Source organism: Marinobacter pelagius (assembly GCF_003315345.1).
Taxonomy (GTDB): Bacteria; Pseudomonadota; Gammaproteobacteria; order Pseudomonadales; family Oleiphilaceae; genus Marinobacter; species Marinobacter pelagius_A.
In genome coordinates, this window is sequence record NZ_QNRO01000017.1 from 56,226 (window position 1) to 81,135 (window position 24,910).

The window sequence follows — 24,910 nt, forward strand, 5'->3', positions numbered from 1 at the left end:
GACCCCAAGTTGGGCTCACCATCAAACTCGCGGTTAAAATCGGGGTCAGAAGAAAGCTTTCTTCAGACCCCGCCTTCACCCCGAAACCCGAACCAACTGCTTCCCAAAATTCCTCCCCTTCAACATCCCTTTGAAAGCATCCACCGCATTCTCCAGCCCATCGGCAACGGTCTCCCTGTACTTCAACTCCCCACCGGCAACCCGGGAAGCCAGAATATCGGTAATCTCCTGATGCCTATCCTGCCACTCAGTCACCAGGAAAAACCGATGCTCCGGCACCGGATCCAGGGCCTTGAGTACGTGAAATGGCGTTTCCACTTCCGTCATATCCTTGGCGTTATAAGCGGACACATACCCACAAATCGGCACCCGCGCTCCGGGGTTGAGCAACGGCGCCACAGCGCGGGTCACCGCACCACCCACGTTCTCGAAATAGATATCGATCCCGTCCGGGCAAGCCGCCTTCAGATCTGCCTCCAGGTTGCCGGCCTTGTAATCGACACAGGCATCAAACCCCAGCTCCTCGACCACAAACCGGCATTTCTCGGGACCACCGGCCACACCAACCACGCGACAACCTTCGGTCTTGGCCGTCTGGCCAACCACTGTACCCACCGGCCCGGAAGCCGCAGAAACCACCACAGTCTCGCCCGACTGGGGCTTGCCCACATACATCAGGCCGCAATACCCCGTGCGCCCCGGCATACCGGCCACACCCAGGTAAGCCTGCAGTGGAACGCCTTCCTTCTGCTGAATCTTGTAAACCATCGGCGCATCAGCAGGGAAGGTCACATACTCCTGCCAACCGGAATAGCAGGTAACCAGATCACCCACCTTCAGCTTGTCGGACCGTGACTCAACCACCTGAGCGACACTCTCGCCAACAATCACCTCATCAATCCCGATCGGATCCATATACCCCTTGGCATCATTCATCCGGGGACGCATGTAGGGATCCAGCGACAGCCAAAGCACTTTGGCAACCACTTCACCATCCCCCGGTGCCCGAACTGGCCGCTCCTCCATGACCAGATCAGCGTCCTGAATTTCCCCCTCGGGCCGCTTCTTCAACACGATTGCTCGATTCTTGTATTCGCTCACTTGGGACACCTGCCTATTTAGGTTGCATTACGAAACCAGATTAGAGTGCCGGAGAATAGGCGGTGGGTCAATGTCCCGAGGGCCAGGGCCTTGCCTCAGGGGTCAGATGAACTCGTTCATCTGACCCCAAATTCAACTCCCCCCAAAGCTCGCGGGCAAAGTCGGGGTCAGAAGAAGGCTTTCTTCAGACCCCAGGCCACATACTCAGGGGTCAGATGAACTTGTTCATCTGACCCCATCTTCAATCTCGTCTCCCAACTCTGGATTTTCTCCAAACGCACTGGTACCTTTCCCAACTCTGCGGGACCACCCATCAAGGATCCGATGGCTAGTTTCCCCGCACCGATTCAACGGACCGAATCAACCCTTCAAGGACTGAAGACATGCCCCAGGCAAGCGGATTGCAGTTCACCGCCCGTGTCGGTGACTTCCCCTCTGATCATTTCGCCGTGGTCGCCTTTGCGCTGACCGAGAGCCTCTCCGAGCTGTTCCAGGGCCGACTGGAACTGGCCAGCACCGACCCCGATGTTTCTGCCGACGCCATGCTGGAACAACCCGTCGACCTGGTGGTCTGGCAGGACGGCCACCCCCTGCGACGATTCACCGGCGTGGTCAACGAATTCGCCCGGGGCGACACCGGCCATCGCCGCACCCGCTATGAAGTTGTCTTCCAGCCACCCCTGTGGCGCCTGGGCCTGATGCACAACAGCCGCATCTTCCAGGGCCAGAGTCCCGAGGCCATTATCCGCACCCTGCTGGAAGAACGGGGCATCGTGGATACGATATTTGATCTCAAGCGGGTCCCACAGGAACGGGAATACTGCGTCCAGCACCGGGAAAGCGACCTGGCCTTTATCGAGAGGCTGGCGGCGGAAGAAGGCTGGCACTACCGTTACCAGCACGGCAGCGTGGACGGGGAAGAGCAACCCGCTCTGATCTTTGCCGATCATCACGGCGATGCCCCGAAACTGGAGTCGGCAACTTACAATAGCCAAGCCGGGGGCAGCACCCGGCAGCCGTGCATCTTCCGCTTCCAATACCAGGAGCGGGTCCGCGCCGCCTCGGTGGCCCTCAAGGATTACACCTTCAGGAACCCCGCCTACGCCCTGATGCACGAACAGGGCGCGGCCAACCTGAACCACCGCGAAGACTACCAGCACTACGACTACCCCGGCCGCTACAAGGCCGATGCCAGTGGCCAGCCCTTCACCCGGGCCCGCCTGGACGCCCTGAGAAACGATGCGTCCACCGGCCACGGTGAGAGCAACCGGCCTGATTTCACCCCCGGCGCCAGACTCCCGCTCACTGACCACGACAACGAAGCCCTGAACCGGGAGTGGTTAATCACCGCCGTCACCCACACCGGCAAGCAGCCCCAAGCCCTGGAGGAGGAGAGCGGCCAGCAACCGGCCACCTACCATAACTTCTTCAACGTGGTTCCAGCGGACAGAACCTGGCGACCGAGAACAGACCACAAGCCAATCATGGACGGCCCCCAGATCGCCATTGTCACCGGCCCGGAGGGCGAGGAAATCCACTGCGACGAACACGGCCGGGTGAAGGTCCGGTTTCCGTGGGATCGGCGCCTGCGGCCAAGCGAGGTAGAGAGCGGGAAGAACGACGAACACAGCAGCGCCTGGCTCCGCGTCAGTCAGGGCTGGGCCGGCGGCCAATATGGTTTCATGGCTCTTCCGAGAATCGGCCACGAAGTCATCGTCAGCTTCCTGGACGGCGATCCGGACCAGCCGATCATCACCGGCCGAACCTACCACGCCACTAACACGCCGCCCTATGCATTACCGGAGCACAAGACCCGAACCACCCTGAAAACCAAGACCCACAAGGGCGAGGGCAGCAACGAACTGCGCTTTGAGGACGAGGCTGGAGAAGAGCAGATCTACATTCACGCCCAGAAAGACCTGGACCTGCTCACCGAGCACAACCGCACCGAGGTCCTCCGGAACGACAGCCACCGAACCGTGGAAGGGCAGTACTACAGCCATGTAAAAGGCAAAGAACACTGCACGACCAATGGGGAAAAACGGGTGTCCATAGGGGGCGACTGCAGCCAGACCATAACCGGCACTTTCCACCAGAAGACCGGCCAGACCATGGCCTCCGAAGCCCATACCGAAGTCCACCACAAGGCCGGCGCCAAGGTTGTCCTGGATGCAGGAACAGAACTCACCATCGCCGGCGGCGGCAGCTTCATCAAGCTGAACGCCAGTGGCGTGACTCTCAGTGGGCCGGGAATAAAAATCAATTCCGGCGGCGCGCCTGGAAAAGGGGCCGGCCAGTCTGCGGGCGTCCCCGAGCTGCCCCGGCTGCTTGAGGATGTTCCACCGGAATCGATCAGTCCTGCAGCACTGGCGACTGTGGATCAGCGCCAGACGGCCAACCCGGATAACCTCGTCCATGACGGATATAAAAGGCCGGAAAGGATGTTGATCGTGGACATCATCGGTGGCCAATCGACACTGGAAGAAGTAACCGTTGAAACCATTTCGGATAAGGGGTCAAAGGAATGACCGATCTTGCGAATTTCACCGATGAGAGCCTGAACCAATCCCTGCGCCGGCGAGCTGAGTATGATGACAACGAGCCAGGCAACCTGGTTTTGAAGGTCCCCACCCAGGCTGGCGGCCATCTGACCCTCCCGCTGGTGGAGCGCGCCCGTTCCAATATCGAGCAGGAGGAGTATCAGGAAAACACTCTCCTGAGAATCAAACCCCTGGCCGAAATCCAGAGCAACCTGCCCGTGAAATCCGGCGGCCTGACCTTCCACACCGGACGAAGCGTGGCACTGCTCAGGCCCGGCTACTTCTATGTTTTTCGTGGCGACGCTCTGTGGCGGGAACTCGAGATCAACACCGAGGGCATGATGAGTGACATTGATGTGCAATCGGCGCGCTCTGAATGGGAGGCAGAGCCCTCCGACACCTTCCGCGCCCGGCCGGCTGTGGGTGAATGGCAGCACGACATCCTGGTCCCGGCCATGTTGCAGGGACAGACCGTCATCCAGGACATTCGTGTCGCCTACAGCGAAGTGCAGTGGGATTGGCACTACGTTCGTCGGCTGGAGCAGGACGCGAAATCGCTGAGGATCAGGACAACCAGAATCGATCATGCCTGGCCTGCGGCCCTTGTGGATGACATCAACTTCGCGAGTGGTTACCCCGCATCGCCGATTCAGCAGGTGGATGGCCTTCGGGCACGGGATCTTGGAATTGAGTTGATGTTGGAGAATCCCAGTGATTTTAAGCTCGGTTTTGAGGGGCCTGGTGAGGGTGAGCTTTGCGTGAAATTGGCTGATCGAATAAAGCAAGCCAAAGAGAAATCCACCGACCCAATTGATCTTGAGTTGACGTGTGGCCCTGGAGAGGACCTGATTAACGGACATCGCGAGCAAAAAGGCCTGGTCTGCATAGCTCTTCCAGACCCCCTTTTCCAGCTCCGTCACTCTCTTGTCCAGCTACACCTTGCGCTGCACTACCTGGATGCCGTGGATATTTCGATCCAGAGCAATCCAATCGTCCATTCTGCGATGCTGATTCGCCAGGCCATATTCGACCCAAGGCCGGATGGTGGTCCTTCCGATTTGTCTCGTTATGCGAGTGCCATCGACCGACAAAAACTGGATAAGGTGCTTGATACCGAGGAAAAAGATCATGCCATTCGCGTGATAGAGAACCATGTTGAGCGGGCTGGTAACTTTCTGACCGAACCGTCATTCGCTGCCGCCCTGAATGACTACCGAGAATCCGGTGACCACGCCATCTGCGAAGCTTATCTGCTTGCGACCGATCTGATGAATGTACTTCAACAGATTCCGGGTGTTGTAAAAGCTCAAGGCAAACCCTTTGACGACGGCATATACGCCACCCTGAAAAACTGGATAACGGATGAAAGGTTCCTTGAAGCTTGGGCGCCTCAGGAGGGAGCAGGCAAAGGGGATGAATCAGGGCCAGGGACCTCGTTTTACCAAAAGCTTGTACATCTGGCACAGAATCAAACCGAAATAGATGAGGCCTTGCTGGATCGCCTCAATCTGCAATCCCTTGCGTACCTGGAACATCAGATCCGTGAGAAGGATTCAGGTGATAGCGCACTGAAAGACCTTTCCAATGCCGGCAAAGTGGGTGGCCTGATCTCTGGCGCCTTGAGTAAATGGAGTACCGCCATTCTGACCGTTTCCAGGCGCCTGATTGAACAGGGTGCCGTTGAGCAGATTGAACTACTGCGCGTGATGCAGGCGGCTGCATCCAATATGGTGCTCGCGGATCCTGATCTCGCCGGTATCCGGGTTATGGACAGGGCCCGTGCTGTCAGCCAGGGCACAATCCTCGGACTGCAGGGTAACGGGCTGAATCGCGGGCTGACGGAGTTTGATCGCACCGAGGGGGTGCTGACCCGGAAGAACGATTATCTGTATGCAGACCTGTTTGAAGAATCCGGCCAGACGATGGCCTCCACCAGCCCCGCGCGAGCAGCGGCTGAATTTGAGGACACGATCAATAAAGTGGCTGCGGGAACTATGGTCTTCTACGTTGCCGAGGGCCATGAAGAAGCGAAAAAGCTGAGTTTGGTGAAAGTGGACTTCGCAAAGCGAGAGGGGCGGGTGGTTGATGGTCCGGCCGTTTCTCGTGGGTTGGTGGCTTTGGCGGCGTTTAATTTGTTTGTCGAATTTCGTTCGTTCTTGACAGCTTATGACGCGGAACAAGGGAACTCCACATTGGCGTTCGCCAAGACATTTGGTGGCGCAACGGCTGATCTGATTGCAGCTCAGCTGAAACTCAATGTTGTATTGGGAGATCTGGGTCTCAAACAGGCAAGCACATACCAATTCGCTTCCCGTCCCCTTTTCGATTTGAAGAATTGGTGGTTTGTGGGCAAGCGGCTGGAAAAAATAAAAGCCTCCACATTGGTTCGAACAGCGGGGCTGGCAAATTTTATTGCTGGCGGTATCGGCGTTGGCCTGAGTTTTTGGGAAATGAGGATCAGCTTGTCCAATAACGATTTCGACGCAGCTGCCGGGCATGGGATTGCAATGAGTGGTGGTGTTGTTTTCCTGGTTTCTCCTCTGATGGCTAATCTACTTGCCGTACCTGGTTGGGGGTGGGCTTTGTTTGGTATGGCAATGGTCGTTGGTGGGGGCTTGTACGCAGGTATGGTGGCTGACGATTCGTTTGAAAAGCTTCTCAAACATGGACCCTTGGGCGATTTTCCGAATAATGAGCAAAGTTGGAATGACGATAAGGCCTACTATGGCCAGCTAATTACCCTCCTTTCGCCCATTCATGTGAGTGGAGAAAGGTATGCCGATATCGAGCCTGATTCAGCACTCTTTAATTCCGATTATCCACCGGAACCTGATGATTATGTTGTAACCATAAGGTTCCCATTGGTTAGCCGAATCAAGCTGTTAGGCCAGAGCCGGACAGAATTGCCAGATAGATCCTTCAAGCTCGTTGTTCAGGAAATTGCCTACCACACATCGACGACGACCATCCCCTCTTCGGTGGCGGTCACGCCTGTTTCAGACACCCATATGCTCAAAGCTACACCACTGACGAAGATTGTGGCGAGGCAGTCATTGCCCCGGGAATCGGCTGTTCGCTTTCTCGTCAGGCGGGAGCTTAAGGAGAGTGAATACCAAAGTATTTTTTATCGGGAATCTGTAACCACTCGATTAAGGGTTGGTTTGCAGGCGACGCTGGAGACCGAATTGGGGCCTTTGGTATTCCCGACGCCTGCCTACCCGGACTATGAACCTTTCGATGTCACTAGACACATGTATCCACCACCAAAGAGGCGAACGATATTGGATCCGTTTGCCCAGCCAAAGTCCCCATACTGGTATTTCGCCGAGGTAAATGTATGACGAAACTGGACCGCCCGAGATTTGCGGACACTGCCTTTAAATCGGATTCCATTTGCTCACTTCCGGAGAGTCCGAGGAAACGAGAGCGGGTAGGCGATGAATTACAACCTGTGGGAACGTATGCGGGTACTAATCCGTATAACGGGATGCTGGAAGATGTCGAAACGCTTCAGGATCATGACGCCGTTGATCCTGAATTCACCGACAAAGACTGGTGGTGGAATCATAACCGTATCCGATTTCTGAATGGAAAGATGGGGCTCAAGTTCTTGATTTTAGTGATTCCCTTTACGTGGGTCCTGTTGCTAGTTGTCGGCGGTATGGCGTTTATTGGGTGGGGATTGCTCGAATTGGCTAAGCAGTACGAGTGGTCGGGAATTCTGGTGGGCTTTTTCGCATTGGTCCTGCTACCTGGATGGATGTTGCTTTCCTTTTGGATGATTCGCCCAACTACCAATTGGATTATGAGCACAGGCATAGGGTTTTTCCTGAAACCATTCGAGAAATTACTTGAGGGAAAATTCGACCAATCGCTCGAAGACGGTTGCAGTGAGTTCAACCGAGTTACAGGGCAGGTTCGCTTCGCTTTGGGACGTAATCGTTTCTTTGAAGCGCCATTCGTTGAGTTTGATGCCTATGTTGAGCGGGTAGTCCAGCAGGGTGGCATTTTCTACAGATTGATGTTTGTTCACCGCTACACCCAGAAAACCTTCAATCAGACCTGGCTGAGTGGAGTGGAAGCATCCAAAAGTGATGTTTTAGCGTTGTGGGACATGCTCCAACGCTACATGGACGTAACCCAGCCCCTGCCAGATGTGCCTCGCCTGGAACCATTCCGTCATCTGGATCCAGTGACGCGTGAGCACGATGAAAAGAGCGGGCGAGATCCCCGCTACTGGCGGGATCTGGATATTGAGGCCTGGAAGATTGGAGGAGGAGTGGAGCTGTTGAACCGGTTACGCAGTTACCCTTGGGGAAGCCGGGTTTGTAAGCTGACGCCTCAGCTGGGAAAGGTTTCGTTGGAGGAGTATCGGGAGATGCGGCCGGAGGGGGCCTGGCCGATTTGATGGGTTTGGGGGCAAGACCTGAAAATGGGGTCAGAAGAAGGCTTTCTTCAGACCCCAGGGGGAAAGTGTCAAAATGCAACGGGCGTTGCAAACTGCAACAAGCATGGTAGTCTGGTAAATATATGCGTAATAGGGGAGTTCGCCATGACCACCGCGATTCGTCTTGATGACAACTTGGTTCGTCACGCCGCTGCCGAGGGGCAGGTTCATAGGCGTTCTACGCCGAAGCAGATTGAGTACTGGGCCGAGATTGGTCGCGCAGTTGCCGGGGAGGTGAGTGCGGAGGATCTGATTGCCATTTTGCAGGGTATCCGGAAGGTGTCGGTTGAGCCTGTGACGGCAGAACCGGTGAGCAGTGATGATCTTTGGGCCGAGGTTGATCAGGCGCGGGAGAGTGGCGAGCTTGGTCGGTCTATTGCCCGTGGGCGGACGGTGTACCAGTCTTCTGCGGAAAAGCCGGGGTATCTCGAAGCCATCCATCCGGACGGCACCCGGGAGGTAGGACAGTTTCGCAATGGACGCTTTGAAGCGCTGAGTGACCGTGACGACGCAGCCTGAGCTCTGGTTGCTGGTGGGTGGCAACGGCGCCGGCAAATCGACTTTCTATGAGCGGTTTCTGGCCCGTCGCAATATCCCGTTCGTCAACGCTGACAGGATCGCCCGTACCCTGTGGCCGGATTACCCCGAAAAGCACAGTTACGAAGCGGCGCTGATTGCCGAAAAGGAGCGGCTCCGGCTGTTGGAAGAGCGCCAGAGCTTCTGTTTTGAAACGGTGTTTTCTCACCCGTCCAAAGTGGATTTCGTCGGCGCTGCCAAGGCTGCGGGCTTCCGCATCCGTCTGTTTTATTTCCATCTGGACCAGGTCAACCTCAACAAGGCGCGTGTTGCCTCCCGGGTACAAACTGGCGGCCATAACGTGCCCGAGACCAAGATAGAGCGTCGGATCCCCCGCACCCTGGCCAATCTTCGCCAGTGTATTGGGCTGGCGGATGAGCTGCACCTGGTGGACAACTCCAGCCTGGATCAACCGTTTGTGCGTGTGGCGGCATGGGAGAACGGGGCATGGCGGGTCTATAAAGAGGAACTGCCAACGTGGGCCAGGAGCCTGATCGATTCCTGAGAGCGAAGACTAGGGCCAGTTTTCAGGCACCACGAAGATCCGGTCTGTTTCCCGCCAGATCCCGCTGTAAGCGTCGCTCTCCAGCACGGCAAAGAGTGCGGGGACGGCATGATGCTCAATGCGTTCGAGCGCTTCGAGGGTGGTCTCCGGAGCGGGCGGCTCTTCCTGTAGCCAGGGGCCTATCCAGTGGGGCTTGTGAAGCGGTACCCAGCAGGACGTGTCTCTTGCCCTGGCCTTCGAGAGGTAAAGCCAGCTGCCCCGCAGGTGATTGTCCGGCACATAGTCGGGTGCCGATATCGAGTTGCCATCGGGATAGAACAGATAGCCCGGCATGAAAATCCGCGCGGTGAGGGGGCCGCTGATGTCGAGTTGCTCCAACAGGGCCCGGGTTTCCGGCTGGTGGGTCCGTCGGCTCTGGTGTCGGATCAGGTTATTGGTTTTGAGGTCCAGCCGGTCGCGGGCATTGGGGCCGTACCAGAGTGTGGGATGATCGGTCCCTGGCACGCCGAGGTAGTATTTCACCGCGATTTCGTGATGCTCGATCCGGTCATCGGTTCGGTTGTGCACCACAAAGTCCAGCTCGCCAATGGTACGACCGTTGTACTGGATCTGCTGGTTTTTCAGGAGGATTTCCCAGCCAAGCAGATCCTCCAACAGAACCTGGTACAGACGCTCGAAATAGAAGCCCAGCCGGCGCTGGGGCGGTTCCCGAAGCAAGGCCGGCGCAGCCTGCAGATCATGATCCCATGCCCTGAGTTTTTCCAGATGATTGGGTGGCAGGTAGCGAGCGGGCTCAAAAGAGAGTGGTGAGCTCAGCAGCTGGGGCGTATGGCAAAGCCACGCCAGATGCCTGACGGCGGGGCTGCGGAGGGCGTAGGGGATATCGCCGATGCTGATGTCGTCCATTGGCCAAGGATACCGTAAACTGTGTTCAAGCGGTAAGACGACCATTATTCGACAAGGAGCGCGTATGCAATACCTCCACACCATGATCCGGGTGAGTGACCTGGACGAGACGCTGCATTTCTTCTGCGACCTGCTGGGCATGGTCGAGATCAACCGGAAGAGCAGCGAGAAAGGCCGGTTCACCCTGGTGTTTCTGGCGGCACCGGAAGACGAGGCGCGGGCCCGGGAAGACCGTGCGCCGATGATCGAGCTGACCTACAACTGGGATCCGGAAGAGTACACCGGCGGCCGCAATTTCGGTCACCTGGCCTATCGGGTGGATGACATCTACGCCGTGTGCGAGAAGCTTCAGGCCAACGGTGTGACCATCAATCGCCCGCCCCGGGATGGCTACATGGCGTTTATCCGGACTCCCGACAACATCTCCATCGAGCTGCTCCAGAAAGGCGAGGCGCTGCCTCCTAAAGAGCCCTGGGCCAGCATGGAGAACACCGGTACCTGGTAAAACTGCCCTCGAACAGACTACGGAACAGCATCAGGATGATGCCAACACAACAGGGAGAAGTTGAATGGAAGACTGGCAAGGATGCCTTGATCCCCAATGTCAGACCGCGTTGCTGCGGGCCCGGGACAACGTCAGCGGGCGAGGCGGCGCGGCCATCACTGTCGAAGATTTCCTGCTCGCGCTGCTGGACACCGATCCGTCGATCACACGGTATCTGCGTGGCTGCGGCGTCGATCTGGACGAACTGATCCGCACCATCCAGTGTGAGCAGCCGATCGTCACCGAAGTGGGCGGGGAGGGGCTGTTGTCCTCGCAGCTGATCTACTGGCTGGCAAGCGCCCGGGAGGCTTTCACGGTGCCCTGGCTGGATTGGCCCCACCTGCTCGATACCTTGGCAAGACGCGCAGAGCGGCTCGATGGCAAAGCCTATGTGGCCCTTCTGGAACAGGTTCCCAGATGGCCCGAGCTGGCGGAGCTGGCGCCCCCGGGAGATGTGACCACAGATACTCGCGCACCGATTGCGATCACCGACCCTGAGTGGATTGAGTTGGCAGAAGATGTCGCGGTGACCGTGGCGGCCTGTTGCCGGGCTCTGGTCTGGGTACGTGGGCTTCGGGGATCAGGCAAGTCCAGCTGGCTGCAATTCCTGCTGCCGGTGCTCGAGCGAGACTATGTCGAGATCGATCTGCGCCGTGAGGCCGAGCTGATGGCCAGTGATCTTCCCGTCATACCGGTGAGCGAAGCGGATGACGATGAAGGGGCGCATGCCCGGGACTGGCCATTACTGGTGTTGGACAACGTGTCGCCGTCCGATCTCCTGGCGTTGATGGACGCGCCGGGGACGGTGACTTCAGAACTGCTTGCCAGCTGGTCTGGCCCGGTGTTGTTGCTTGGTCCTGAGGGGCCTGATGAGGCACCAGCGGTCAAGATCCTTCAACACCGGCTGGGTCGTCGCCTCGATGCCTACGATATGCCCTATGCCAGTCAAACTCAGCGAAAAGCCATCCTGACCGCCCACCAGTCAGCGATCGAAAAGCAGTGGAATATCCAGTTACCCCATTCGGTTGTAGGTTATGTTGCATCCAGTCGAAGCCGTTGTGTAAGCACCCCCGGCGGCATGCTCGAGTGGGTCGGGCGCGCGGCGGCCCGGTTGAGCCTGTTTGCAAGAAGAGGACCCGCGGAGGCGGCGGCGCTGGCCGGGCAGGCGGATACCCTGAGGCGGCAGGGGCTGGTTGCCATGGCCCGGCAGGAGCCGGTGGAAGCGCTTGAGCAATCCCTTCAGAGCATCGAACTCCAGCAGGCTGCCGCCGAAGTTGCCTGGCGGGAACGGGAGGCCGCCGGCACCCTGCGGCGACTTTCTGTCGAAGATTTGCGACGTGAGCTGGAACAGTGGGTTGCAGCGGGCCCCGGCCCGGTTCACTATGTGCTGCATTGTGATCAACAGCATGGAGATTCCGCGAGTGCAGGATCTGGAAATCTACATTCGTGACCTGGCACCGAACCAGGTATCGGAGTGGCTTGAGGCCAACGTTGACGACCTCGCCCTGGACGACACCGATGTGTCCTCGGTTATCAAAGGCACTGCCTTTTACGAGGGCGCATCAGTGCGCATTACCCTGTACCCGGGAGCCTTTGGAAAACGCTTCACATCCTTGGTGCTCGAAGGGGAAGAGTTGCCTTGGGGTACTGACCTGGATTGCGCTCGAAGTGCCTGGCGGGCAATGGACACCGAGATCCGTTGCAGTCCGGGTGACTGGCAGGAAGGTCAGCCGGTCGAGGACGAAAAGTGGTGGCGGCTGGACAGTCGGGGGGAACAGAAGGTGGTCTGGAATTAAAAAAGGCAGCCGCGAAGGCTGCCTTTTTCGTTGGCTGGGGCTTGGTGCTCAGTCGCTCAGGATAGACACATTGTCCGCCTGAAGGCCTTTGTCAGCCTCAACCACGTTGAAGCGAACCAGCTGGCCCTGGCGCAGGACCCGGCGGCCGCGGCCACGGATCGCACGGAAATGGACAAAGACCTCATCGCCGGAATCACGGACGATAAAACCGAACCCTTTCTTGACGTTGAACCACTTCACGGTGCCTTCTTCGTCGCCTTCCGGGGTGCTGTCATCGAAATCGCCTTCGTCCTCGTCGTTGTTACGCTGGGGACGGGACGGTGCGCGGCGGGCATTGCTCTGTGCAGCCTGTTGCTTGGCAGAGAGTGCCACGGCCAGGAAGCCGGCGATGCCAAACAGAACCAGGGTAATGATGTAAGCAGCAATGCCCCGGTTGCTTCCGAGAGCTTCAATGACTTCGCCGGCAGCAATCAGGCGCAGTGGCTCGGGGGTGGCAGTCAGAATAAACGCCAGGATCAATGGTGCGGGAATCGCGATCAGAACAGCGACAAGGATCGCTTTGGCTGGATTACGCATTGAAGGTAACTTCTCCATTTTTGTAACGCTAACGATAAAGAACCGGATATCAGGTAAACTCACGCATCCGGCCGGTGAAAACCGCCAGATCCCGGAAATAAGGGGAGGCTGGCGGAGAAAAGCGGCATATTACCAGATAATCCCGAGCGCTGACCAAACCGATGACACAGAAAGACCTCGAAGCCCGACTCGACGAACTCGAAATGCGAATCGCCTTTCAGGATGAAGTGATCAACACCCTGAGTGAGCAGGTGGCCAAGCAGGAAATGGATATCCGGGAGCTGTGGGAGGCAAAACGGTTGCTGCACAAGCAGCTGAAGGACGTGTCGCCTTCGAACATCAAGCCGGAGGATCAGGAGACACCGCCTCCGCATTATTGATGAGCCAGGAAGGGGTCAGAAGAAAGTCTTCGTCTGACCGCTCTTTTGCCCCAGGGGTCTGATGAAAAGCCTTCGGCTTTCCATCTGACCCCATTTTCAATCCCGAATCCAGCTCAGGGGTCTGAAGAATTCCTTCTTCTGACCCCATCTTCAACTTAACTCGGGGTCAGATGAAGGCTTTCATCAGACCCCTGGGGTATGCCCCCATCTTCCCGTCAAACTCCGCCGTTTGCGCTCTTACGCCAGCAACTCCACCAGAATCTGCTCATAAATCTCCGATAAGGTATCCAGATCCTCCGCCCTCACGCACTCATCAACCTTGTGAATGGTCGCGTTGATAGGGCCGAGCTCCACGACTTGGGCGCCGGTGGGGGCGATGAAGCGACCGTCGGAGGTGCCGCCGGAGGTGGAGAGTTCGGTTTCGCGGCCGGTGACGGTGCGGATGGCGTCCTGGCTGGCGGAGACCAGTGCGCCCTTGTCGGTCAGGAAGGGACGGCCGCTCAGGTGCCATTGCAGGTCGTACTTCAGCTTGTGGCGGTCCAGGATGGCAACCACGCGCTCTTCCAGGCTCTCTGCGGTGTTCTCGGTGCAGTACCGGAAATTGAAGTGCACGAGGCATTCGCCGGGGATGATGTTGCTGCCGGTTCCCGCTTCGATCTTGGTGATCTGGAAGGTGGTGGGCGGGAAGAAGTCGTTGCCGTTATCCCAGAACTCGTTGGCCAGGGCGTCCAGTGCCGGCGCAACGGAATGCACCGGATTCTCCGCCAGGTGCGGGTAAGCGACATGGCCCTGGATGCCATGCACGGTCAGGTAGCCATGGAGTGAGCCACGGCGGCCGTTCTTGATCACATCGCCGACCTCATGAGTACTGGATGGCTCGCCGATCAGGCACCAGTCGATCTTCTCGTTGCGGGCTTCCAGGGTCTCAACCACCTTGACGGTGCCATGCTGAGCGGGGCCTTCCTCATCGCTGGTGATGAGCAGGGCGATGGAGCCTCGGTGATCGGGATGCGCCTTCACGAACCGCTCGCAGGCAGTAATGAACGCCGCCAAGCTGCCTTTCATGTCCGCCGCGCCGCGGCCATAGAGGTAGCCTTCCTTGATGACCGGATCGAACGGCGGATGCGCCCAGTTCTTCTCCGGGCCGGTCGGGACCACATCGGTGTGACCGGCAAAGGCCAGCACCGGGCCGTCGGAGCCCTTGCGAGCCCAGAGATTGTCGGTATCGCCGAAACGCAGGTTCTCACCATCGAATCCCAGCGGCGCCAGCCGGGACATCATCAGCTCCTGGCAGCCGGCGTCATCCGGAGTGACCGATTGGCGGCGAATAAGATCCATGGCGAGTTCCAGGGTGGGCGATGTGCTCATTGCTTGACCTTGTTAGGTGTAAGTGGCGTCGGGGGCAGATCTAACTCAGGGGTCTGAAGAAAGCCTTCTTCTGACCCCATTCTCAACTTAACTCGGGGTCAGATGAACAAAGTTCATCAGACCCCTGGGGTGCGGTCTAACTCAGGGGTCTGAAGAAAGCCTTCTTCTGACCCCATTCTCAACTTAACTCGGGGTCAGATGAACAAGTTCATCAGACCCCTGGGGTGCGGTCCAACTCCGGGGTCTGAAGAAATCCTTCTTCTGACCCCTTCTTGGCGGCACTCTTCGCGCTATCAGTTATTCGCGTGCAGCTCTTCGTTCAGCTCAATAGCGGTCTTGTTGGTCTTGCACTCAACCGCACCGGTCTGGCTGTTACGGCGGAACAGGAGGTCCGGTTTGCTGGCCAGGTCGCGGGCTTTGATCACTTCCACGAGCTCATTGTTGTCGTCCAGCAGAGCGACTTTGGTGCCGGAGGTGATGTACAGGCCGGCTTCCACAGTGCAGCGATCACCCAGGGGGATGCCGATGCCGGCGTTGGCGCCGAGCAGGCAGTTCTCGCCCACTGAGATGATGATGTTGCCGCCGCCGGAGAGGGTGCCCATGGTGGAGCAGCCGCCGCCGAGATCGGAGCCCTTGCCGATCATCACGCCTGCGGAAATCCGGCCCTCGATCATGGAGGTGCCTTCGGTGCCGGCGTTGAAGTTGATGAAGCCCTCGTGCATCACGGTGGTGCCTTCGCCTACGTAGGCGCCGAGGCGTACGCGGGCGGTGTCGGCAATACGGACACCCTTGGGTACCACGTAGTCGGTCATCTGCGGGAACTTGTCCACCGACTTCACTTCCAGAGTGCGGCCTTCAATACGGGCCTGCAGCTGGCGGTCGGCCAGTTCGTTCAGATCGATGGCGCCTTCGTTGGTCCACGCCAGGTTCGGTAGCAGGCCGAAAATACCATCCAGCTTCACACCGTGGGGCTTGGCCAGGCGGTGGGAGATCAGGTGCAGCTTGAGGTACACCTCGGGGGTGCTGGAGGCGGTGTCGTCGCTGGCCAGGACGGTGACCACGACCGGGCGCTTGCTCTGGGCTGCTTTCTCGGCCAGGGTGGCCTGGTCGGTCTGGCCAAGCTGGCGCAGGCCGTTGGCGAACTGGTGCAGCTGCTCCGCGCTGGCCTCGATGGCCTGGTTGCCGCCCTGGTAATCGAGCGCGCTTTCAACCACGTCGATCAGCGCCTTGTCGGGGGTCATGATCGGCTGCTGGTAGTAAACCTCCAGCCACTCGCCCTGGTTGTTCTGGGTGCCGATGCCGATACCGAATGCAAAACTCATCTGGTGGTTGCTCCTGTTTTTAAATTTGAACATGGGGTCAGAAGAACGCTTTCTTCTGACCCCTTTTTAGATCTCAACTTGGTGGTGGATCTGAAGACGGGGTCAGATGAAAGCGTTCATCAGACCCCAACTTTATCCTCACCAATACTCCCGAGCCTGCTCTGAAAACGGGGTCTGATGAACTTGTTCATCTGACCCCACCTTCATCAAATTCTCCCAATTCCTTTCTCTGCCCACTCGTCGGCCTTGAAACCAACAAAAACCTCGCCGTCACGCTCCACCACCGGCCGCTTAATAATGGACGGGTTTTCGAGCATGATGTCGTGGGCGGATTGGGCGCTAATGTTATCACGAACGTCGTCCGGAAGTTTGCGCCAGGTGGTGCCGCGGCGGTTGAGCAGGGTCTCCCAGCCGATGGCTTGTTCCCATTCTCTGAGTTTCTCGCTGCTCAGGCCGTCTTTTTTGAAGTCGTGGAACTCGTAGGAGATGCCCTGGTCGTCGAGCCATTTTCGGGCTTTTTTGACGGTGTCGCAGTTTTTGATGCCGTAGAGTTTCATCTTTAGTGCCTTAAACTTGAAAATGGGGTCAGAAGAAAGCGTTCTTCAGACCCCGGAGTTCGCGCCTTTTTAACCTCAGGGGTCTGATGAACTTTGTTCATCTGACCCCAACTTAATGCTGAAAACGGGGTCAGAAGAAGGCTTTCTTCAGACCCCTGAGGTTCAGCCGTTCGCCTTAACAAACTCAACAATTCGCCGGGCAGCCTCAACACACTCCTCCAGCGGCGCCACCAGCGCCATGCGCACGCGGTTTTCGCCGGGGTTGTGGCCGTCGACGGTGCGGGATAGGTAGCGGCCGGGGAGGACGTGGACGTTCTGCTGGGCGGAGAGTTCGCGGGCGAAGGTTTCGTCGTCCAGCGGGGTTTCCGGCCAGAGGTAGAAGCCGGCGTCGGGGAAGTCGACGTTCATGACTTCCCGCAGGATGGGTACCACGGCCTCGAACTTGGCCCGGTAGGCCGCGCGGTTCTCGCGCACGTGATCTTCATCGTTCCAGGCGGCGATGCTGGCCAGCTGGTTGTGGATGGGCATGGCGCAGCCGTGGTAGGTGCGGTATTTCAGGTAGCCCTTGAGCACGTCTGCATCGCCGGCCACGAAGCCGGAGCGCAGGCCCGGCAGGTTGCTGCGTTTGGACAGGCTGTGGAACACGATGCAGCGTTTGAAGTCATCCCGGCCCAGCGCCGCGCAGGTTTGCAGCAGGCCTTCGGGCGGGTTGCTCTCGTCCGGGTAGAGTTCCGAGTAACACTCGTCAGAGGCGATGAGGAAGTCGTGCCGGTCGGCCAGTTCGATCACCCTGGCCAGGGTCTCCCGTGGAATCACCGCGCCGCTGGGGTTGCCGGGGGAGCACAGGAACAGCAACTGGCAGTCTTCCCAGACGCGTTCCGGCACTGCATCAAAATCCGGGATGAAGCCGTTGCTGGCATCACAGGCCAGGTACACCGGATCCGCGCCGGCGAGGAAGGCCGCGCCTTCATAGATCTGGTAGAACGGGTTCGGGCTCACCACCTTGGCCGGCTTACGGGTGTCGATCACCGCCTGGACCAAGGCGAAGATCGCCTCACGGGTGCCGTTCACCGGCACCACGTTGGCCGCCGGATCGAGCGAGCCGGCCGAGAGCTTGAAGCGCCGGGTGGCCCAGTCGGCGATGGCCTGCCTCAGTTCATCCGTGCCCTTGGTGGTGGGATAGTTCGCCAGCTTGTCCAGGTTGTCGGCGATCCCCTGCTTCACGAATTCCGGCGAAGGGTGCTTGGGTTCACCAATCCCCAGGGAGATCGGCTCCAGGTGCTCGGGCACGCTGATGCCGGCCTTCAGCTTGGCCAGCTTTTCAAAAGGATAGGGGTGTAATCGGTCAAGATTCTGGTTCATTGAATATCGTCCAGCATTTTACAGAGGGCGTCCTGAAGGGCCTGGCATTTCGTGGCATCGCTCAGCGGATCGCCGTGCTCGTCGGTAACAAAGAACACGTCCTCAACCCGCTCGCCCAGGGTCGCGATCTTGGCGTTACTCAGGCGGACACGGTGCTCCAGCAAGACCTGACCAATACGGGCCAGCAGGCCCGGGCGGTCCGGGGTGATCACTTCCATCACCGTGCGCTGGTTGATTGTGTCATTGGAGAAGGTCACTTCGGTGGGGAAGGCGAAGTGCTTGAGTTGCCGGGGCGTGCGGCGATGGATGATGTCCGGATAGTCCTCGGGATCGTCCAGCTCCTCGATCAGGCGCTTGCGAACGCGCTCCTTGCGGGCCGGGTCCACGCCCAGGGGCTTACCCTGTTCGTCCAGAACCACGTAGGAGCTGATCGAGAACGGCCCCTCGCCGGAGCTGATGCGGGCGTCGACGATGTTTAGGTTCAGTTGCTCCAGCACCGCCGTTGTCGCGGCGAACAGCGCCACCCGGTCTTTCATATAGATGATGATCTGGGAGTAGCCTTCGGTGGGCCCGCCCCGGGTGTCCCGGATCAGGATCAGCGGGTCCGGGTTATCACCGTGGCGAATGATCGCCGCGGTCTGCCAGGCAATATCCACCGTGGAATCCTGGAGGAAATAGTCTTCATCCACGGTATCCCAGACGCGGTCGATCTGCTCGTCTGACATGTTCTGGGCATGCAGGATCTCCCGGGCTTCGGACTGGGTGGCGCGCACCCATTCCTGCCGGTCTACCGGGGTTTCCGTGCCCCGGCGCAGGGCCCGTTTGGCTTCGATGTACAGCTGCCTGAGCAGGGAAGCACGCCAGGTGTTCCACAGTTTCGGGTTGGTGGCGCTGATGTCACACACCGTCATGATGTAAAGGTAATCCAGGTGCGCCTGGCTGGGTACGGCCTTGGCGAAGGCATGGATGATCTGCGGGTCCGAGATGTCCTTGCGCTGGGCGGTCATGGACATCAACAGGTGATTCTCCACCAGCCAGGACACCAACTGGGTGTCCCGCTCGCTCAGGTGGTGCCGCTCGCAGAACGCCGCAGCATCCACCGCACCCAGTTCGGAATGGTCACCGCCGCGGCCCTTGGCGATGTCATGGTAGAGGCCGGCGATATAGAGCGTCTCGAGCTTCGGCAGATGGTGGATCAGCCGCGAGGCCAGGGGGTAGTCCGACCGGGTCTCGGCCCGGTTCAGGTGCACCATGTTGCGGATGACCCGCATGGTATGGGCGTCCACCGTGTAGATGTGGAACAGGTCGTGCTGCATCTGGCCGATGATCTGGCCGAATTCCGGAAGGTAACGCCCCAGCACGTTGTACTTCTTCATGGCACCCAGGGTCTGGTCCAGATCGTGGGGGGTGCGCAGCAGTTCCATAAACAGGGTGGTCACCGCCAGGTCCGTGCGGAAGGCGTCGTCGATCAGGTGCCGGTGTGCCCGCAGGGAGCGGATGGTGGTCGCGCGGATGCCCTTGATCTCCGGATGCTGGGCCATCAGCACGAAGATTTCCATGATGGCGTAGGGCGCGTAGGCGAACACCTGGTTGTTTACCGCTTCTATATAGCGGTTGCGGATCTGGAACCGCTTGTTCAGGGGCTGGATGTCGTCCTCGTCACCTGCACCGAGGATGGCCTCGTCATAGTACTGCAGGATCACGTCGGTGAGCTCGGCCAGGGCCAGTACGGTACGGTAGTAGGACTGCATCATCAGCTCGACGCCCAGGCGCTTGCCTTCGTCCCGGTAACCGAGCATCTCGGCCAGGGCGCGCTGGTGGTCGAATAACAGGCGGTTCTCGTTCCGGTCCGCCAGCAGCTGCAGGCCATAGCGCAGCTGCCAGAGCAGGGTCTCGCCCTGGTAGAGGATCTGGTGTTCCTCTTCGGTCAGGATGCTGAAGCGGGTCAGGTCGGCAATGTTCTGCAGGCCGAAATGGCGCTTGGTGATCCAGCCGATGGTCTGGATGTCGCGCAGGGCACCGGGTGAGCCCTTGAGGTTGGGCTCCAGGTTGTATTCGGTATCGCCATATTTCTTGTGGCGCTCCTGCTGTTCCTCGCGCTTGGCAATAAAATAGTCGCGATCGGTGCTGACATCATCCGAGTAGACCTGTTCGCTCAGATAGTACCGAAGACTGTCCGGGCCGGCGATGGTCCGGGTTTCCAGCAGGTTGGTGAGGATGGTGACATCCTCCCGGGCCGCGGCCATGCTTTCTTCGATGCTGCGGACACTGTGGCCGATATCCAGCTTCAGATCCCAGAGCAGGGTCACGAAGGCGCCGAGGTCGTCCTGCCATTCCTCCCGGATGCCGTCGCGGGTCAGGATCAGCAGGTCGATGTCGGAATGGGGATGCAGCTCACCGCGCCCATAGCCGCCAACGGCAATGAGCGCGATGTCCTCGGAGCTGGCAAAGGGGTAACGGTTCCAGATCAGTCTGAGAACCGTATCGATCGTATCCGCCCTGGAATGGACGAGGGCCCGGACATCCGCGCCCTGTCGAAACGCCTTGGCATCAGCGGTATACCTTTCCTTTAACAATTCCCTTGCCGCGGAAACCGGGGAGGGATCTTTGCTGATGCGGTGTTCCAGGTCGTTTCGGTCCACTTAGAAGGACTCTTCCGATCGTTTGGTCAGAATCTCGTGGCCATCGGCGGTCACGAGGATGGTGTGTTCCCACTGGGCGGACAGCTTGTGGTCCTTTGTGACCACGGTCCAGCCGTCCGGCAGCAGCTTGGTCTGGTACTTGCCCTGGTTGATCATCGGCTCGATGGTGAAGGTCATGCCTTCCTGCAGTTCCAGGCCGGTGCCCGGCTTGCCGTAATGCATCACCTGAGGCTCTTCGTGGAACACCTTGCCGATACCATGGCCGCAGTAATCCCGGACCACCGAATAGTGGTGCTTTTCGGCGTGCTTCTGGATCACGTTGCCGATATCGCCGAGGCGGGTTCCGGGCTTCACCAGTTCAATACCTTTATATAGGCACTCCTGGGTAATCCGGATCAGGCGCTCGGTGCCGGGCTTGGGCTTGCCCACGATCCACATCTTGCTGGTGTCGCCATGGTATTCGTCCTTGATCACGGTGACATCGATGTTAAGGATATCGCCGTCCTTCAGGATTTTCTTTTCGGACGGAATGCCGTGACAGATCACATGGTTGACCGACGTGCAGATGGACTTCGGAAACCCCTTATAATTGAGAGGCGCGGGAATGGCCTTCTGAACGTTCACGATATAGTCGTGGCAAATGCGATCGAGTTCCTCGGTGGAAACGCCGGGCTTGATATGCTCGTCGATCATTTCCAGAACTTCCGCCGCCAGACGGCCGGCTACGCGCATTTTCTCGATTTCTTCCGGGGTCTTTATCGATACCTGCATCGGGCTTCCTGTTGATTTGAACCAAACCAGCATTTTAAGGGTGCGGGAAGCTGCGTACAAGGAAGCTTCTTGGCAAAATTAATGGCGTTGTAAGGCCGATTTATGGTATAAACGCGCCCGCCGGAAACGAATCCGGCAAATTCACACACGTGTCGGCACGTTGTCCCAGGGTGCCTTCTTCTGTTTATACAGGAGCTGGTTGGGTCAATCGGACGCGTGGAGGCCTAACCCGAAGCTAAAAGGTAAATATCATGGCTCAGGTAAATATGCGTGACCTGCTCAAGGCAGGTGCTCACTTCGGTCACCAGACCCGTTACTGGAACCCGAAAATGTCCAAGTACATCTTCGGTGCCCGCAACAAGATTCATATCATCAACCTCGAGCAGACTGTTCCTGCCATGGAAGAAGCGCTGAAGGTCGTTCAGCAGCTGGCAGAGAACAAGAACAAGATCCTGTTCGTCGGTACCAAGCGTTCCGCCGCCAAGATCATCAAGGAAGAAGCTCAGCGTGCCGGTCAGCCGTACGTAAACCACCGCTGGTTGGGTGGTATGCTGACCAACTACAAGACCATTCGTCAGTCCATCCGTCGCTACCGTGACCTGGAAACCCAGAGCCAGGACGGTACTTTCGACAAGCTGACCAAGAAAGAAGCCCTGGACCGTACCCGTGAAATGGACCGCCTGGAGCGTTCCATCGGTGGTATCAAGGACATGGGCGGCCTGCCGGACGCCATGTTCGTGATCGACGTGGACCACGAGCGTATCGCCATCAAGGAAGCCAACAAGCTGGGCATCCCCGTGATCGGTGTGGTTGATACCAACAGCGATCCGGACGGCGTTGATTACGTGATCCCGGGTAACGATGACGCCATCCGCGCCATCCAGATCTACGTGAAGGCTGTTGCCGACACCTGCCTCGAAGCAGCCCAGTCTGCCGGCGCAGGCGCTGACGAGTTCGTAGAAGTCAGCGAAGACGCGGAAGGCGCCGCTCCGGCCGCCGAGTGACGCGTAAGTTTCACGTTTGAGATGTAAGGTATGCCCGCCTGTTTATCCGGGCATACCTCCCCACCGAATTCGGACTATTTAAGAGGATTGAACATGGCTGCAATTACCGCTGCAATGGTCAAAGAGCTGCGCGAGCGCACCGGTCTTGGCATGATGGAGTGCAAGAAGGCACTGGTTGAGGCTGATGGCAGTGTTGAAGCTGCGATCGAAGAGCTGCGCAAGTCTTCCGGCCTGAAGGCTGCCAAGAAGGCTGGCCGTACCGCTGCCGAAGGTGTTTCCCTGATCAAGATCTCCGACGACAACACCGTTGCCTACATCCTGGAAGTGAACTCCGAGACCGACTTCGTTGCTCGTGATGACAACTTCATGGCGTTCGCCAACGACGTTCTGGAAGTTGCCTTCGAAAAAGGCGAGACCGACGTTGCCAAGCTGATGGAAGGGGATCTGGAAGCCAAGCGCGAGGCGCTGGTTCAGAAGATCGGCGAGAACATCACTGTTCGTCGCATCGTGAAGGTAGAAGGCCCGGTTGTTGGCGGCTACGTTCACAGCAACAACAAGATCGCATCCGTTGTCGCTCTGACTGCCGGTGATCCGGAAGTTGCCCGTGACATCGCCATGCACGCTGCCGCGGTTAACCCGCGTGTAGGCAAGCCGGAAGATATGCCGGAAGAAGAGCTGGAAAAAGAAAAGGATATCATCAAGGCCCAGCCGGATATGGAAGGCAAGCCTGCTGAAATCGTCGAGAAGATGATGGGCGGCCGTATCAAGAAGTTCCTGGCCGAGAACAGCCTGGTTGAGCAGCCGTTCGTCAAGAACCCGGACCAGACTGTGGGCGAGCTGATCAAGTCTGCCGGCGCCGAGCTGGTTGGCTTTGTTCGCCTGGAAGTGGGTGAGGGCATCGAGAAGGAAGAAGTCGACTTTGCTGCCGAGGTTGCTGCTGCAGCCGGTACTGGCAAGGCCTGATCCTTCCTGACGGTGCCGGGGCTGGTCTCCGGCACCAACCTGAGTCTGCCACGTTAGTTGGGGAAGCCCGGCTCTCGTGGCGGGCTTGTATCTGAGATACCCCTTTTTTGAGGAGTATGTCAGATACAAGCCTGAAAACCGTTTATGCGGATAGCCATCAGACGAAAAGGGGATCACCATGCCGACATCTTCGAAAAACCAGCCCAGATACAAGCGTGTTCTGCTCAAGCTCAGTGGCGAAGCCCTGATGGGCGACCATGATTTCGGTATTGATCCCAAAGTTCTTGATCGCATGGCCCTGGAAATCGGCGCCCTCATCGGCATCGGCGTTCAGGTTGGCCTGGTGATCGGCGGCGGTAACCTGTTCCGTGGCGCAGCCCTGAACGCGGCAGGTCTGGACCGGGTCACCGGAGACCACATGGGCATGCTGGCCACTGTGATGAACGGTCTGGCCATGCGGGACGCCCTGGAGCGTTCCAACATCCGCACCCGCGTCATGTCGGCCATCCCCATGAGTGGTATCGTGGAGCATTATGATCGCCGCCGTGCGGTGCGTGATCTGAAAGAAGGCGATGTGGTGATCTTCAGTGCCGGTACCGGTAACCCGTTCTTTACCACCGATTCGGCCGCCTGCCTGCGCGGAATCGAAATTGAGGCGGATGCGGTCCTGAAGGCAACCAAAGTGGATGGTGTGTACTCGGCGGACCCCAACCTGGATCCGACCGCGGAAAAGTACGATCACCTCACCTATGATGAGGTGCTGGACAAGAAGCTGGGCGTGATGGATCTGACGGCTATCGTCCTGGCGCGGGATCACGGTATCCCGCTGCGGGTGTTCAACATGAACCGCCCGGGTGTGCTGACACGCATCGTGACCGGCGAAAAAGAAGGTACACTGATCGAATAACACGGTAAGCCGTCCCGCCAGATAAGGGTCGGCTCACGGAATGACCTGACGAATTGAGGATGCTGAAGTGATTAACGACATCAAAGCAGAAGCCGAGAAGAAAATGAAGAAGAGCCTCGAGGCTCTGCACTCGGCGTTCAACAAGATCCGGACTGGCCGCGCCCACCCGGCAATCCTGGACAGCGTGATGGTTAACTACTATGGCCAGGAAACGCCGCTCAAGCAGGTGGCCAGCGTCAATGTGGAAGACAACCGCACCCTGACTGTCTCCCCCTGGGAGAAGAACCTGGTGCCGACCATCGAGAAAGCGATCATGACCTCCGATCTGGGCCTGAACCCGGCCACCAGCGGCGATGTGATCCGTGTGCCCATGCCCATGCTCACCGAGGAAACCCGTCGGGAGATGGTCAAGCAGGCCAAGGCTGATGCCGAGCATGGTCGGGTCTCCATCCGTAATGCCCGGCGTGACGCCAACAACATGATCAAGGAACTGTTGAAGGAGAAGGAAATCACCGAGGACGACGAGCGCCGTGGTGAGGACGAGATCCAGAAGCTGACGGATAAGTACATCGCCGAAGTCGAGAAAATGCTCAAGAGCAAAGAAGAGGACCTGATGGCGGTCTGATCCGTCGCGGTTCTCAAA

Annotated in this window: 22 protein-coding genes; 13 read left to right on the forward strand and 9 right to left on the reverse strand. The window is 58.4% G+C overall.

Annotated features, from left to right (window positions below; genetic code table 11):
- Positions 1 to 75 precede the first annotated feature (75 nt).
- Positions 76 to 1,101 (reverse strand): NADP-dependent oxidoreductase, encoded by a 1,026-nt coding sequence (locus DET50_RS14165; protein WP_113863484.1) that lies wholly within the window; start codon positions 1,099 to 1,101, stop codon positions 76 to 78.
- A 383-nt stretch (positions 1,102 to 1,484) separates the two neighbouring features.
- Here DET50_RS14165 and DET50_RS14170 point away from each other — a divergent pair, with 383 nt between their 5' ends.
- The 5 genes from DET50_RS14170 to DET50_RS14190 all read left to right on the forward strand — a co-directional run bounded on the left by DET50_RS14170 (position 1,485) and on the right by DET50_RS14190 (position 9,169).
- Positions 1,485 to 3,629: a type VI secretion system Vgr family protein gene (locus tag DET50_RS14170; protein ID WP_113863485.1), complete on the forward strand. Its 2,145-nt coding sequence runs from the start codon at positions 1,485 to 1,487 to the stop codon at positions 3,627 to 3,629.
- On the forward strand, positions 3,626 to 6,982 hold the full coding sequence (locus DET50_RS14175) for a toxin VasX (protein WP_113863486.1): 3,357 nt from the start codon (positions 3,626 to 3,628) through the stop codon (positions 6,980 to 6,982). The genes DET50_RS14170 and DET50_RS14175 overlap by 4 nt, the downstream gene beginning before the upstream one ends.
- Entirely contained in the window at positions 6,979 to 8,049 is a 1,071-nt protein-coding gene (locus DET50_RS14180; protein WP_113863487.1) for a hypothetical protein, read from the forward strand. The genes DET50_RS14175 and DET50_RS14180 overlap by 4 nt, the downstream gene beginning before the upstream one ends.
- Before the next feature lie 144 nt (positions 8,050 to 8,193).
- Positions 8,194 to 8,607, forward strand: coding sequence for a TA system antitoxin ParD family protein (locus DET50_RS14185; protein WP_113863488.1), 414 nt, complete (start codon positions 8,194 to 8,196; stop codon positions 8,605 to 8,607).
- A complete protein-coding gene (locus DET50_RS14190; RefSeq protein ID WP_113863489.1) occupies positions 8,591 to 9,169 on the forward strand; it encodes an ATPase in 579 nt (192 codons plus the stop codon). The genes DET50_RS14185 and DET50_RS14190 overlap by 17 nt, the downstream gene beginning before the upstream one ends.
- A gap of 9 nt (positions 9,170 to 9,178) precedes the next feature.
- Here the strand turns inward: DET50_RS14190 and DET50_RS14195 are convergent, their stop codons facing one another.
- Positions 9,179 to 10,075, reverse strand: a complete 897-nt coding sequence (locus DET50_RS14195; protein WP_113863490.1) for a DUF1853 family protein — start codon at positions 10,073 to 10,075, stop codon at positions 9,179 to 9,181.
- A gap of 64 nt (positions 10,076 to 10,139) precedes the next feature.
- Here DET50_RS14195 and DET50_RS14200 point away from each other — a divergent pair, with 64 nt between their 5' ends.
- From DET50_RS14200 to DET50_RS14210, 3 genes are all read left to right on the forward strand, one after another.
- Complete coding sequence (locus DET50_RS14200; protein ID WP_113863491.1) at positions 10,140 to 10,580, forward strand: VOC family protein; 441 nt, start codon at positions 10,140 to 10,142, stop codon at positions 10,578 to 10,580.
- 64 nt (positions 10,581 to 10,644) lie between these two features.
- Complete coding sequence (locus DET50_RS14205) at positions 10,645 to 12,069, forward strand: Clp protease N-terminal domain-containing protein (RefSeq protein ID WP_113863492.1); 1,425 nt, start codon at positions 10,645 to 10,647, stop codon at positions 12,067 to 12,069.
- On the forward strand, positions 12,041 to 12,415 hold the full coding sequence (locus DET50_RS14210; protein ID WP_113863493.1) for a hypothetical protein: 375 nt from the start codon (positions 12,041 to 12,043) through the stop codon (positions 12,413 to 12,415). Before DET50_RS14205 ends, DET50_RS14210 begins: the two co-directional genes overlap by 29 nt.
- A 48-nt stretch (positions 12,416 to 12,463) precedes the next feature.
- On the opposite strand, the gene DET50_RS19750 is transcribed toward DET50_RS14210, so the two are convergent.
- Positions 12,464 to 12,991 carry a cold-shock protein gene (locus DET50_RS19750; RefSeq protein WP_113863494.1) on the reverse strand — a complete coding sequence of 176 codons (528 nt, stop codon included), beginning with the start codon at positions 12,989 to 12,991 and terminating at the stop codon, positions 12,464 to 12,466.
- Between the two features lie 161 nt (positions 12,992 to 13,152).
- On the opposite strand from DET50_RS19750, the gene DET50_RS14220 reads away from it, so the two are divergent.
- Entirely contained in the window at positions 13,153 to 13,371 is a 219-nt protein-coding gene (locus DET50_RS14220) for a SlyX family protein (protein WP_113863495.1), read from the forward strand.
- Between the two features lie 237 nt (positions 13,372 to 13,608).
- Here DET50_RS14220 and dapE read toward each other — a convergent pair whose 3' ends face one another.
- From dapE to map, 6 genes are all read right to left on the reverse strand, one after another.
- Positions 13,609 to 14,739 carry a succinyl-diaminopimelate desuccinylase gene (gene dapE / locus DET50_RS14225; RefSeq protein WP_113863496.1) on the reverse strand — a complete coding sequence of 377 codons (1,131 nt, stop codon included), beginning with the start codon at positions 14,737 to 14,739 and terminating at the stop codon, positions 13,609 to 13,611.
- 293 nt (positions 14,740 to 15,032) lie between these two features.
- Complete coding sequence (dapD, locus tag DET50_RS14230) at positions 15,033 to 16,061, reverse strand: 2,3,4,5-tetrahydropyridine-2,6-dicarboxylate N-succinyltransferase (RefSeq protein WP_113863497.1); 1,029 nt, start codon at positions 16,059 to 16,061, stop codon at positions 15,033 to 15,035.
- A gap of 206 nt (positions 16,062 to 16,267) precedes the next feature.
- The gene (locus DET50_RS14235; protein WP_113863498.1) at positions 16,268 to 16,618 is read right to left on the reverse strand and encodes an ArsC family reductase; all 351 of its coding nucleotides are present in this window, start codon (positions 16,616 to 16,618) and stop codon (positions 16,268 to 16,270) included.
- Positions 16,619 to 16,780: 162 nt separating this feature from the next.
- Positions 16,781 to 17,980 (reverse strand): succinyldiaminopimelate transaminase, encoded by a 1,200-nt coding sequence (gene dapC, locus DET50_RS14240; protein WP_113863499.1) that lies wholly within the window; start codon positions 17,978 to 17,980, stop codon positions 16,781 to 16,783.
- The gene (locus DET50_RS14245) at positions 17,977 to 20,622 is read right to left on the reverse strand and encodes a [protein-PII] uridylyltransferase (RefSeq protein ID WP_113863500.1); all 2,646 of its coding nucleotides are present in this window, start codon (positions 20,620 to 20,622) and stop codon (positions 17,977 to 17,979) included. The genes dapC and DET50_RS14245 overlap by 4 nt, the downstream gene beginning before the upstream one ends.
- Complete coding sequence (gene map / locus DET50_RS14250; protein ID WP_092004316.1) at positions 20,623 to 21,393, reverse strand: type I methionyl aminopeptidase; 771 nt, start codon at positions 21,391 to 21,393, stop codon at positions 20,623 to 20,625.
- 251 nt (positions 21,394 to 21,644) lie between these two features.
- On the opposite strand from map, the gene rpsB reads away from it, so the two are divergent.
- From rpsB to frr, 4 genes are all read left to right on the forward strand, one after another.
- Positions 21,645 to 22,397 carry a 30S ribosomal protein S2 gene (gene rpsB / locus DET50_RS14255; RefSeq protein ID WP_113863501.1) on the forward strand — a complete coding sequence of 251 codons (753 nt, stop codon included), beginning with the start codon at positions 21,645 to 21,647 and terminating at the stop codon, positions 22,395 to 22,397.
- A 93-nt stretch (positions 22,398 to 22,490) separates the two neighbouring features.
- Complete coding sequence (gene tsf / locus DET50_RS14260; RefSeq protein WP_113863502.1) at positions 22,491 to 23,360, forward strand: translation elongation factor Ts; 870 nt, start codon at positions 22,491 to 22,493, stop codon at positions 23,358 to 23,360.
- A gap of 178 nt (positions 23,361 to 23,538) precedes the next feature.
- Complete coding sequence (gene pyrH / locus DET50_RS14265) at positions 23,539 to 24,267, forward strand: UMP kinase (RefSeq protein ID WP_113863503.1); 729 nt, start codon at positions 23,539 to 23,541, stop codon at positions 24,265 to 24,267.
- Positions 24,268 to 24,334: 67 nt separating this feature from the next.
- Positions 24,335 to 24,892 carry a ribosome recycling factor gene (gene frr, locus DET50_RS14270; protein WP_113863504.1) on the forward strand — a complete coding sequence of 186 codons (558 nt, stop codon included), beginning with the start codon at positions 24,335 to 24,337 and terminating at the stop codon, positions 24,890 to 24,892.
- Positions 24,893 to 24,910 lie beyond the last annotated feature (18 nt).